Below are 12,353 nucleotides of genomic sequence, written 5' to 3'. Positions count from 1 at the left end.
TTAGGGTGATTTTTGTTTTATATTATTTTACAGTTAATTTTACTTTTGAGCTTTTCTTTTTGTTGTTTACACTTTTTGCTTTGTAATAGAATTGGCCTTTTTCAGTCGGGGCAAATTTGTAAATGTAATAGCCATTGTTTTTTATTGTTTTAACTTGTTTTAAGAAAGTAAAAGTACTTGCTCCTTTTTTCTTGTAATAGATATTAATTGCTTTTCCTTTTTTGGCATTTTTCATCCAGCCATAAAGTTTGGCGGTTTTATTTTTTTTAACTTTATTATCTTTAAAAGCTGCACTTAATTTTTCTCTTTCTTGTGCCATGACAGTTTTGCTGACAGTTGATGTTGAGCTGACATTTGTATCACCGGATTTAAAAGTTAAGCTAATATCAAAAATTACTCCGTTATCAGCTGTGATAGTTTTTTTAAGTGATGATTGATAGTTATCAATAAACAATGCTAGATCAGTTGGCGTAACTGTTCTACCGCTCATCGTTGACATTAAATTCAGCATTGTGCTTGGCATATACATTGTGTAATAGGCAACTAGATTTGCTGGTCCATTAAGACTAAGACCAAAACCCATTTGTTCTCTTGATGTTGGAGGATTAATTTGCCAATCTGTAATGTTTGTAGAAACATAACCTCCGGCCATTGATGCTGGACAGCCTTGTACATTTGGATTTTCTGGAGTTGGATCAGTGCCTGGCGCTATGAAAACAAAAGCTGATTCATTAACTAGTTGGCCATTGTCAGGGATGATAAATTGATCGCCGGTCCAAACGATTGTTGCTTGATGGGTAGTGGCGTTGTAAGAGTAACTTTGAATTAATCCGCCGCTAACAATAAGCATTGGCGCTTTTGCTACTTCTGTTTCTGTTCCGGAAATTGTAAAAATTCCGGTATAGGTTGTGCCAGGAGCATCGTAACCAATTCCAAAAGTTGCTTCTGTACCGCCTCTTGAAGGCGTTGTTTCGCGTGTGACTGGCGCTGTTGAGCCATCTGATAATGTGATAGGAGCTGTCTCATAATCAACGCTGTAAGCGTTGGTTATTGATGGCAAGAGGAAAAAAATTCCTGCTCCTAACACAAATAGACTCAAGACGAATAGTCTTTTCATTTTTTTTGTGTTAATTTTTAAATTCTTAATATTTTATATTGTAACATATTTTTGCAAGATCGATTGTGAATAACTATTGACATTCTTTTTATTAAACTATAATATATCAATATATATTGATATGAAAAAATGTAATTGTGAAAATCAGAAGAAAAATTGTTCATGCTGTCATGGACGTTTTTATGCAATCAGCGATCAGAATCGATTGAAGATTTTGCAATTGTTGAGTTCAAAAGAACTCTGTGTTTGCAAAATTTATGAAAAATTAAATTTGGCGCAGAATTTAGTTTCACATCATTTAAAAGTTTTAAGCGATAATGGCTTAGTTACTTTTAGAAAAGTAGGGAAGAATGTTTATTATAAATTAAATAAAAAAGCAATTGATGATTTAAATAATTTATTAGAATCACTAAATTAGATTTTGAATTATTTTTTAAAAAAGTAATCTGTATAATTTTTTGTTTATATCTTATTTATCTATGTACGCGGATTAAACGGATTAAATGCGGATAAGGTGGATAAAAATATTTTTTAAATTTAATAAATTATTAATTTATATGGCAAATTTTAAATGTAATTCTTGCAAAAATATGTTTGAAGTAAATGCAAGCATTAAAGATAAAGAAACAAAAAAATTTAAATGTCCAAAATGCGGATCAGAAGATACGAAAGAAAAATTTTCGTTGAAAAATTTTTTTAAAAGTGATGATTGTAAGTGTAATTGTAACTGTAAAAAATAATTATATAAACAATGTTTAAATATTTAGCAGATTTAATAACGAATAATATTTTACGATTAGAAGAGGGAAGCAGATTTGCAGAAAGCTTGAATTTTTTTATTTACGATACTGTAAAAATTTTGTTTTTAATTATTGCGGTAGTTTTTATTGTTTCTTTTATTAAAACATATTTTTCAGAAGAAAAAATTAGAACGACATTATCAAAAGGAAAATTTGGTATTGCTAATTTAGTGGCATCAATGTTTGGCGCTGTAACTCCTTTTTGTTCATGTTCTTCAATTCCAATTTTTATTGGTTTTTTGAAAAGTGGGATTCCAATTGGAGTTGCATTTTCTTTTTTAATCACATCGCCATTAGTTAATGAAGTTGTTTTCGTGTTAATGGGCGGAACATTTGGCTGGAAGATTGCAACTATTTATGCAATAACTGGAATTTTGTTAGGTACAATTGCTGGCTTGATATTAGGAAAATTAAAATTAGAAAATCAAATTATTATTGATGATAATAATAGCAAAAGAGAAGAGGAATATTTACCAAAAACATTAAAAGGAAAATTAGAATATTCTTGGAAAGAAGGCTTGAAAACTTTTAAGAAAATGTTTTGGTATGTTGTTTTGGGTATGTTTGCAGGCGCAATAATCCATGGATATGTACCGGCTGATTTTTTTGAAAAAATGTTAAATGGATTTGGATTTTTTGCTGTGCCATTGGCAGTTTTGATTGGCGTTCCAATTTATGCTGGTTGTTCAACTGTTGTACCAATTATTTATGCAGTGACATTGAATGGCGTGCCATTGGGCACTGCTTTAGCTTTTATGATGGCAGTAGCTGGACTTTCTTTACCTGAGGCATTAATTATAAAAAGAGTATTAAAAATGAAATTATTGTTGATTTTTTTTGGTATTGTGGCTTTTGGAATAATAATAATTGGGTACTTGTTTAATTTTTTAGGAGGAGTCATTAAATAATTTCAAATTGATTGCTAATAGTTTGATTATGTTTAGAAAAAGTTAATTTAAAATCTGGATTTTTTGATATTTTATGTTAATATATAATCAAATAAATAAATAATATAAAAAAAGTATGGAAGAACAAAAACAAGAAGAAGAGAAATATAAAAAAGCTAAACAAAAGGTTGCGCAACTAAAAGCTTTTTACATCAATTTGGTCACTTTTATTGTGGTTAACTTGATTTTATTTATTATTAATTTGGTTATTGGTGGAGGATGGTGGTTCTATTGGGTGACAATCTTTTGGGGAATTGCAGTAATTGTGCATGCCATTTCTGTATTTACTGGTAATAAGTTTGATAATGAATGGGAAGAAAAAAAGATCAAAGAAGAGATGGAAAAGAAAGATTAATTGTCTAGAAATATCTATAAATAATTAAGTATAAAAAAATCACCCTGATAATTTAGGGTGATTTTATTTTTAACTTATTGTGTGATTAGAACTGCTTTTTTGCTGATTATTGTGCCTTTTGCATTTTTTACTTTGTAATTGTAAGTGCCAACTTTTGTTGTTGCAAAAGAATAAGAATAATAGCCTTTTAGATTGACTGTTTTTACTGAAGTAAGATAATTATAAGTTGTTGTGCCTTTTTTCTTGTAATAAATTTTGATTGTTTTGCCTTTTTCCATACTTCTTAGCCAGCCATAAATTTTTGCAGTTTGGCCAATGTTCAGATTTCCTTTTTTGAAAGCAGTGCTTAATTTTTTCTTTTTTTGAACAGTAATTGTTTTTGTAACTGTTGGAATATTTTTTTGTGGTTTTGAAACTACTGGAGCAGTTTTTGTGGCTTTTGCTAAAGTTGTTGTTAATGGTGTTGTCTCTGTATTTCCAGTTGAAAATGTTGCTTCTAAATTGAAAATTGCTCCACCATTAGCAGTCTTTGTCTTTTTGATGGATGCTTGATAATTATCAATAAAGATGGCTAAATGTTTTCTTAAAACAGTTAATTTTCCCATTGATGTAAAAACATTCAACATGTTTTTTGGAACGTACATTTTGTAATAGCTTTTGTTGCCAGAAATTCCAGTCATTGATAATCCGAATCCGAAATTTGCTAATGCGCTTGGTGTGCTAATTGTCCAATCTTTAATGCCAGTTGAAATATATCCGCCTGCCATTGCAGTTGGAGGTTCGACTGACTTGAAATTTGTTTTTGTTGGATTTGTTAATGCTGGTCTAATGAAAACAACTGCAGATGCAGTAACTTTTTGACGTTGAGTTATAACTTCGTATTCATCTCCGATCCAAACGACAGTTGCTTTGTGAGAGCTAGCATCCCATGCATAGCTTTGAATTTTTCCGCCGCTGATTACTAAAACTGGTGCATTCATCAAATCATCGCTAGATCCAGATAATGTAAAAACGCCAGTATAGGTTGCGCCTGGTCGACTATAAACAACGTTGAATGAATCGGATGTTACTCCAGTTTGAACAAATGTTGGTGTATCAACAATTGTTGCTGGATTTGTGCTATCATTTGTGCTAATACTGTCTGTTGTAATGTCGAAAGCCAATGCATTTGGCGCAATAAATAGCATTGTTGCTGCGATTGCAAACAGGCTCAAAATGAGCAGTTTTCTCATATTTTTATATTAATTATTAATTAATAAATTTATACTTAAAATATAGCATATAATTTATAAATAAAAAATATTATTTCTTATCACTGATTTGATAATAAAATTTTTGTGTTATACTTAATTTATTAAATAAATAATTTTGATATTCTTATATTATTCTATGAAAAAGAAAATTTTTTTAATATTAAGTTTGGGATTATGTTTTTTTGTTTTAGTTGGCGCTGGATGCAAAAATAAAAATACAGGAAAATTAAAAGTGGCAACAACTATTTTTCCGCTTTTTGATATTACTAAAAATATTGCAGGAGATAAAATTGGTGTGGTACAGATTTTGCCACTTGGAGCTAGTCCACACACTTTTGAATTAACATCTGCAAAAGCAAAAGAATTACAAAATGTTTCTGATATTTTTATGATTGGCTACGGAATTGATAATTGGGCAAGCTCTGTCAAAGACACAATTGGCAACGTAAATTTAATAACTGTTGATAAAAATATTAATTTAAGAACTGCTAAAGGCGATGAAGGATTGCCTGAGTATGGTAATAAAGATCCGCATTATTGGTTATCAATTAATAATGCAAAAGAAATTGCGTTAACAATTGAACAAGAATTAGAGAGACTTGATCCTGCAAATGCACAATATTATAAGAATAATTTAGATAACTATTTGCCGAAATTAGATACATTAAAAAATGATATTAATAATGATTTTGAAAATTTGAGCTCTAGAAAATTAGTAACTTTTCATGATGCGTGGGAATATTTTGCTTATGAATTTAATTTGCAAATTGTAGCTACGTTTGAGCCATTTCCAGGATCTGAACCAACGCCAAAATATTTGCAAGATTTAAGCAATACAGTTAAAAATGAAAATGTCAGAGCTATTTTTTCTGAGCCAGAATTTTCGAATAATGTGATTCAGCCGTTTGTAAATGATGTTGGTCTTCAATTATATATTCTTGATGCTGAAGGAAATTATTATGGAAATAGTTATATTGATAATATGAATGGAAATGCTAAGATTATGAAAGAAGGACTGAATCAATAATTATTGTTTCGTCACAGATTTTACACAGATTTTTAACAGATTGACACAGATACACAAATAAAAAATTTTAAAGATTAATGAAATACTTATGAATGAAATTTCTAATAAAGAATTGATTGAAAAAGCAAAGTCAGTGATAAATACGAAAAAAGTTGCTAATAATATGATTGCTGGCGATGTCGGATGTGCTTTAGTTACAGATAAAGGCAATGTCTATGTCGGTGTTTGCATTGATCTTGTTTGCGGATTAGGTTTTTGTGCTGAATCAGCAGCAATTGCGAATATGATAACTAATGGAGAATATAGAATTAAAAAAATAGTTGCTTACGGTCATGATACTATTATGTATCCTTGCGGAAAATGCAGAGAATTGATTCATCAGGTTCATAAAGATAATTTAGAAACAGAAATTATAGTTAAAAATGAAAAAGTATTAAAATTAAAGGACTTGCTTCCATTCAATTGGGAAGAGAGTTGGTGCAAAGATAATTGTAAAAAATAAATGACCAGAGCTTGTCCGCATAGCGATATTATTGCAATTAAAGTTTCTGATCTTACTGTTAAGTATGATTCTTTTGTAGCACTTGAAGGAATTAATTTAGAAATTAGTAAAGGTTGTTTTGTATCAATAATTGGGCCGAATGGATCAGGAAAAACGACATTGATTAGAGCAATGCTTGGCTTGAATAATTTGACATCTGGAAAAGTCGAAATTTTTGGAAAGAGTATTTGGGAACAGAAAAAAATTGTTGGCTATGTGCCACAGAGATTTATTTTTGATAAAACTTTTCCAATTACTATTGAAGAATTTTTGAAATTTTCTTTACAAAAAGGAACTTCATCTGAAAAAATTGATGAAAAGTTAAAAGAAGTAAATATGGAAGATCAGAAAAAAAAGTTGCTAGGCAATTTGTCAGGCGGACAATTGCAAAGAGTTTTGATTGCGAGAGCAATTTTGAATGATCCGCAGATTTTGTTTTTGGATGAGCCAGCTTCTGGTATTGATATTGGCGGTGAAAAAAGTTTTTATGATTTGTTGGATTATTTAAATTTAAAATATAAAATTACGATAGTCATGATTTCGCATGAGCTTGATGTTGTTGCTAAATATGCGCATCGAGTTATTTGTTTGGATAGAAAATTAGTTTGTTATGGTGATCCAAAAACAATTTTGGATGCTGAAATGGTTAAGAGATTATATGGGCAGGATGTGGCGATACATCAACATTAGTTTATAAAGTTTTTAAAGTTCATAAAGTTATAAAGTAATCTGTCTTCGTTCAATATTTTTTGCTGAAAAATATTGGACTACGGCGGACGAAGAAAAAATGAAAAACAAAAAATTATTATTCTGGGCGATTTTGTTGGGGGCATTTTTGATGCCTGGAATTATTTGGGCGAGGCCAAATGCGTATGTGGTAAATCGTATTGATAAAACATTGAGTGTTATAGATACAACGACTAATACAGTAATTGCAACAAATAATTCTGTAAATAGCTTGACGATGGCTTTTGGAATTCAAGTCAGTCCAAAAAGAGATAAAATATATGTTCCTGATTTAAATGGTACTAACATTGTTGTTATTGATGGCAATACTTATGAATATTTAAGATCAATCAATGTTGGAACTACGGTAGTAGGTATTGTTTTTAATCCTGCTGGGACAAAAGCATACGCAGCTAATTATAGTTCAAATTATGTATCGATAATAGATGTGGCAACAGATACGGTTGAAGGAACAATTACGGTTGGAAATGGTCCAGCTGGAATTGCAATAGATCCGTCTGGGACTCATCTTTATGTTTCAAACTTTTTTTCAAATTCTGTTTCGGTAATTGATCTATCAAATAATTCAGTTACAACATTGCCGACAGTGATTTCAGCTCCTTTAGGAATCGTTGTTTTGCCAACTGGAGACAAGTTTTATGTTGCACAGCAAATAGGTACTAATCCAAAAATTTATGTTTTTAATACAGCTGATAATTCATTAATCAGTACTATCTCGGCAGTTGGATCTGGTGGAAATATTATTTCTGATCCATTAGGAAAAAAAGTCTATGTTCCTGGATCTTTTACTAATAATGTTGCAGTTATTGATACTCTTGCAGACACTTTTACAACAATTAATGTCGGAAATTATCCATGGGGAATATCAATAAATCCAAACGGAACGAAAGTATTTACTATAAATATTAATTCTGATGATGTTTCAGTTATTGATATAGCAACTAGCCAAGTAAGTACAATTACTATGGGAAACAGTCCCGTTGCGTTTGGTAATTTTATTGATCCGCAATCAATTGTTTTGCTAAGTTCATCGTCATTAAGTTTTGATAATACTGTGATTGGAAAGAAATCAACAAAGACTTTAACAATTCAAAATACTGGAACAGCTAATTTGGAATTAGGCAATTTGTTGTCAAGAAATGGAAATTATAAAGTGCAAAATGATGGTTGCTCTGGGCAAAACTTGCAACTTCTAGGTACTTGTACTGCTGATGTTGTTTTTGAGCCATTGAAAACTTCGGGTATAAAAAAGACAAAAATAACATTTACATCTAATGATCCTGATCAAACAACCGTTGATGTTAATTTAACTGGTAGGGCAATCTATGCAAATAAGTTTGTAACAAAGCATGCTACAAGTAAGCAGATTCTGATCAAGAAAAATACGACAAGATACGCTGATAACTTTTATTTTAACTTTAAAAAATATCCAGCAAAATTAAAAAAGAGTAAGCGTTATTTAAAAATATCAAAAGTTAAAAAATATCCGCAGAATTTCGTAGATGCTAGAAATAAAACATTAAAAAAATATTGGGTATTGACGAATGATATTTATAAAGTAAATGCTAATTATAAATTTCAAGCGACTTTTAAATATTCACAAAAGGAATTTAAAAGATTAAAGAAAAAAATTGCTGGATTGAAAAAGAGTAATTTAACGATAAAATATCGAACACAAAATGATGCTAATTGGCGAGATTTGAATACTAATTGGACTGATATAAGGATTGTTCCAAAAGACAAAAAAATTATTGTGAAATATTTTTCAACTTTAAAAGAAAAAGTATACTATTTTGCAATTAGTGTTAAATAGAAAATCGATTTATAATTTTGTATTATTGAATAATTTTTATTATTAGGTTTTATATAGTTTTAACGCGGAAGAACGCAGAAGCGGACGCGGAAAACGCAGAACCTTTTTTCTAGTTTTATTTTAAAAATAATATGTTAGAAATATTACAATTTCCGTTTATGCAAAGAGCATTGATTGCTGGAATTATTCTAGCAGTGCTTTTGGCATTTTTGGGAGTTTTTGCAGTATTGAAAAGAATGTCATTTTTAGGCGATGGAATTGCGCATGCATCATTAGCTGGAATTGCAATTGGACTTTTGGCTTCTTTGAATCCATTAGTAATTGCCATATTTTATAGCGTTATCATTGCTATTTTAGTTTATGTTTTGGAAAAGAAAACAAAAATATCAGTTGATGCAATAATTGGAATTTTATTTACTGCAAGTCTGGCATTAGGTGTAGTATTGATGAGCTTTAAAGCTGGTTATCAACCAGATTTGATTAGTTTTATGTTTGGCAATATTCTAGCTGTAAGTACGAATGATTTAATTATTATGGCTTCTATATCTATTGTTGTAATTATTTTCTTAACAATATTTTATAAAAAATTATCATTAGTTGCTTTTGATAAAGAGGGCGCATATTTATCTGGAATAAATGTTCCATTATTTGAAATATCATTTAATATTTTTTTGGCAGTAGCAATTGTTTTGGGAGTCAAGATTTTAGGAATTGTTTTGGTTTCGGCATTATTAATAATTCCAGCGTCAATTGCAAAATTAATTTCAAAATCATTTAAATCATTAATAGCTGTAAGTATTATAATGGGCGAGATAACAGTAATTTTAGGATTAATTTTATCGTATATTTTTGATTTGCCTTCTGGCGCTGTTATAGTATTATGCGGGACTGCGATCTTTATTTTAGTGGCATCATTTTATCGGTTATTCATGTTTGGAGGTTATCGACGTTAGTTACGAAAGTTATAAAGTTCATAAAGTTTTTAAAGTATCAAATTTTGTTGATTGATTTGTATTAGTTTTTATAATCGAAGAATAATAATTTAAATAATATGGCAACATCAATGTTAGAATTTGAAGGAGGAATGGAGCAGTATTTAGAAGGCGAAATAAATCCAGAATTAAAAAGGGCTTTGGATTTGCATATTGTTGATAAAGAGCCAGGAAGTAAAGGTAGTATAGAAAAAACTAAAAGTTTGGGTGCTTTGGTTGGAGCAGTCAATTCTGAAATAAATCGTTGCGAGCCGGCAATGAGAATTGATCGCTTGGCATTAGAATCTGGCAAGAGTGTTGTGGTAATTGGACCAAATGGTTCTGGCAAGACAACAATTTTTGATGCAATGATGGAAATTAGAAATGCTGATTTTGAGACAAAAGGCGGAGCTGGAGGAATGGTTTATGGAAAACCAGAACGTTCCAGAGAAAAATTAAGAATTGCTAGATTGAATCAAGAGGAAATTTTAGGTCAAATAGGCGATATGAAAGCGAAAGATGTTTTGGATCAGTCAGGAGAATATTTTAAAAAACAATTGCCAATTAATTGGGATGATACTGATGCATATGAAAGAAATATGGCGAATGAAGAAGCACATCGAAGAATTGAAGAATTGATTTCTAAAGTTGCAGGATTATTTAACATGGAAGAATTTTTGGATCGAAAAGTAAATCAACTATCTGGTGGTGAGAGAACAAAAGTTGTTTTGTTGACTGTTCTTGCTTCTGAGCCAGATGTTTTATTATTGGATGAACCGACAAATCATTTGGATATGGTAAGTATTGCAAAATTAACAGCTTTGTTTGATGTTTATAAAAAAGCAGGAACTTCAATTGCAAGTATTAGTCATGTTGATTGGTTTTTGAGAGGAGCTGGATCTGATGGAGTGATTGAAGCTGCAGCTGACGAAAAAGGAAGAGAAGTTAGACAATCTAGTGCAACTTATCAGAATTATTTGAAAGATCGATCAAGAAAGAATTTCCAAATAATTTCTGGAGATATAGATTGGAGAAAAAAGAAATGGACACATGGTGAGGCAGTAATTAATGCTCCAGAATGGTTAACTGTTCCTGATTCTCCTTTGAAAAAAGTAAACTTTCCTTCGGTTCAAGCTGGAGAGGTTGTGTTTTTGTCTGGCGAGAATGGAACAGGAAAAACAAAATTGATGGAAGCTTTGGTTGCAGGACGTGGTAAGGGCAATCAAAGTTTTGAAGAATTAAAAGGTGTTAATTTTGCCTATATGCCGCAATTTTGGCCAGAAGAGGTTGCATCAGGAAATCTGGAAGATTTTTTTGCTTGGGTAAAAGAAAATGTTGATCCTCATAGTAGTATTCAGCCTGGTAGATTTTCTCAGGAAGCAAGGGATTTAAATTTTGGCGGAGGCAGAAAATTTGAAGCATCTTGGTTAAAAAGAAAGCTTGGAACATTTTCTGGCGGAGAACAAAGATTGCTTTGGTTTTTAGCTGTTAGCTCTGTTGAAAATGTTGATGTTCTAGTATTAGATGAACCAACAAATCATATGGATAGACAATTGCAAGCCAGAATTACAAAAGCAATGCAAAATTTTCCAGGAGCTTTAGTTATTTCAACTCACGATGTTGATTTAATGAAAGCTTTGTCAGAAAGTGTTGGTAAAAAAGTTGGATCAACTGTAAAACCAAGAAATTTAGTTTTGACAAAGCAAAAGGGATTGACGTCAATTGCTGAAGTTAAGGAAAGTCCTTATGCATATGCAGAAAGAACAAGAGAAGAAGCGTCGAGAAAGGCAAGGAACTTCAAACTCTAGTAACTAGCAACAAAGTAACTAGTAATTAGTAAATAATTTGTATTATGGAAAAATATACTGAATTAGTTTTGGATCATTTTGAAAATCCAAGAAATGTTGGGGAAGTAAAAGAACATAATGCTTCTGCAATGATGGCGAATTCAAAATCAGCTTGTGGTGATACAATTAAGTTAACTCTTAGAATAGAAAATAATATTATCAAAGATATTAAATTTCAAACTTTGGGTTGTGTTGCAAGTATGGCTGCAAGTTCAATGCTGACGAGTTTAGCAAAAAATAAAACAGTTGATCAGGCATTAAAAATAACAGATATTGATGTTGTAAAAGCATTAGGCGGAATGCCAGCGCAAAAAATGTTGTGTTCTAATTTTGCAGCATCTGTTTTGCATCAAGCGATTCGCAGTTACTTGGGTACTTAGTTTCTTAGGTACTTGGGATTTTAAAGACGCAATTAATCATAGAATATTATGTCATCACCAGAACAATATTCACAATTAGCAGATATTAAAGAATCTGGAGAAAAAGAAAAAGCTCCTGGTTTTGAAATTGCAAAAACAAAAGAATCAGAACAGTTTGTTGCTGAAGCAAACAATATAGCTGAGGCAATTGAAACAGACAAGCCAGTTTTGCTTGATCAAGTGTTAAAATTAAGAGAAGCATTAGAAAAAATGATTGAATCAGATCCAAGAGTTGAAGCAAAAAGATTATTTGGTGAAAGTTATATGGGACCAGACGAAATAGAAGCTCATTTTACAGTTCAAGATAAGGATGGAAATGTTGAAAAGCTATTTGAATATACTCCTGAAGAAAAACAAAAAATTAATCAAATGCTTAGAGAAAAACTAGATGATCTGCAAATCAAAGATTTAATCAGAAGAACATCAAAAGAAGAATTGCGAGAAAAATTCCAGCTTTTTCTTTTTCCGGACAAATTCAAAGATGGCACACCTGTAACAATGAAAGCTCTTTATGAA

The 12,353-nt window shown here is 30.8% G+C and carries 14 protein-coding genes; 12 read left to right on the top strand and 2 right to left on the bottom strand.

The genetic code is table 11. From position 1 onward, the window contains the following. Window positions 1-22: 22 nt before the first annotated feature. Complete coding sequence (locus WC663_03850; protein ID MFA6296462.1) at window positions 23-1,117, bottom strand: hypothetical protein; 1,095 nt, start codon at window positions 1,115-1,117, stop codon at window positions 23-25. Between the two features lie 121 nt (window positions 1,118-1,238). Between WC663_03850 and WC663_03845 the strand changes: the two genes are divergently transcribed. The 4 genes from WC663_03845 (at window position 1,239) to WC663_03830 (ending at window position 3,219) form a co-directional block, all read left to right on the top strand. Further along, window positions 1,239-1,535, top strand: coding sequence for a metalloregulator ArsR/SmtB family transcription factor (locus WC663_03845; protein ID MFA6296461.1), 297 nt, complete (start codon window positions 1,239-1,241; stop codon window positions 1,533-1,535). An 85-nt stretch (window positions 1,536-1,620) separates the two neighbouring features. Then, window positions 1,621-1,857, top strand: coding sequence for an FmdB family zinc ribbon protein (locus tag WC663_03840; GenBank protein MFA6296460.1), 237 nt, complete (start codon window positions 1,621-1,623; stop codon window positions 1,855-1,857). A gap of 11 nt (window positions 1,858-1,868) precedes the next feature. Then, window positions 1,869-2,825, top strand: a complete 957-nt coding sequence (locus WC663_03835; GenBank protein ID MFA6296459.1) for a permease — start codon at window positions 1,869-1,871, stop codon at window positions 2,823-2,825. 115 nt (window positions 2,826-2,940) lie between these two features. Beyond that, complete coding sequence (locus WC663_03830) at window positions 2,941-3,219, top strand: 2TM domain-containing protein (protein ID MFA6296458.1); 279 nt, start codon at window positions 2,941-2,943, stop codon at window positions 3,217-3,219. A 74-nt stretch (window positions 3,220-3,293) separates the two neighbouring features. On the opposite strand, the gene WC663_03825 is transcribed toward WC663_03830, so the two are convergent. Continuing rightward, on the bottom strand, window positions 3,294-4,451 hold the full coding sequence (locus WC663_03825) for a hypothetical protein (GenBank protein MFA6296457.1): 1,158 nt from the start codon (window positions 4,449-4,451) through the stop codon (window positions 3,294-3,296). Window positions 4,452-4,608: 157 nt separating this feature from the next. Between WC663_03825 and WC663_03820 the strand changes: the two genes are divergently transcribed. The 8 genes from WC663_03820 to WC663_03785 form a co-directional block, all read left to right on the top strand. Next, the gene (locus WC663_03820) at window positions 4,609-5,499 is read left to right on the top strand and encodes a metal ABC transporter substrate-binding protein (protein ID MFA6296456.1); all 891 of its coding nucleotides are present in this window, start codon (window positions 4,609-4,611) and stop codon (window positions 5,497-5,499) included. Between the two features lie 88 nt (window positions 5,500-5,587). Then, window positions 5,588-6,001, top strand: a complete 414-nt coding sequence (locus WC663_03815) for a cytidine deaminase (protein ID MFA6296455.1) — start codon at window positions 5,588-5,590, stop codon at window positions 5,999-6,001. Then, a complete protein-coding gene (locus tag WC663_03810; protein ID MFA6296454.1) occupies window positions 6,002-6,730 on the top strand; it encodes a metal ABC transporter ATP-binding protein in 729 nt (242 codons plus the stop codon). A 97-nt stretch (window positions 6,731-6,827) separates the two neighbouring features. Further along, complete coding sequence (locus tag WC663_03805; protein ID MFA6296453.1) at window positions 6,828-8,600, top strand: beta-propeller fold lactonase family protein; 1,773 nt, start codon at window positions 6,828-6,830, stop codon at window positions 8,598-8,600. 131 nt (window positions 8,601-8,731) lie between these two features. After that, window positions 8,732-9,553, top strand: coding sequence for a metal ABC transporter permease (locus WC663_03800; GenBank protein ID MFA6296452.1), 822 nt, complete (start codon window positions 8,732-8,734; stop codon window positions 9,551-9,553). 98 nt (window positions 9,554-9,651) lie between these two features. Continuing rightward, window positions 9,652-11,379: an ATP-binding cassette domain-containing protein gene (locus WC663_03795; protein ID MFA6296451.1), complete on the top strand. Its 1,728-nt coding sequence runs from the start codon at window positions 9,652-9,654 to the stop codon at window positions 11,377-11,379. Window positions 11,380-11,423: 44 nt separating this feature from the next. After that, window positions 11,424-11,798, top strand: coding sequence for an iron-sulfur cluster assembly scaffold protein (locus tag WC663_03790; protein ID MFA6296450.1), 375 nt, complete (start codon window positions 11,424-11,426; stop codon window positions 11,796-11,798). A gap of 48 nt (window positions 11,799-11,846) precedes the next feature. Further along, the coding region (locus WC663_03785) for a hypothetical protein (protein ID MFA6296449.1) at window positions 11,847-12,353 on the top strand (507 nt) is incomplete at its 3' end.

The organism is Patescibacteria group bacterium (assembly GCA_041662665.1).
In the GTDB taxonomy this organism is placed as follows: Bacteria; Patescibacteriota; JABMPQ01; order JABMPQ01; family JAQVVF01; genus JAQVVF01.
The sequence above is the reverse complement of the archived record's forward strand: the minus strand, read 5'-3'. Positions and strand labels throughout refer to the sequence as shown.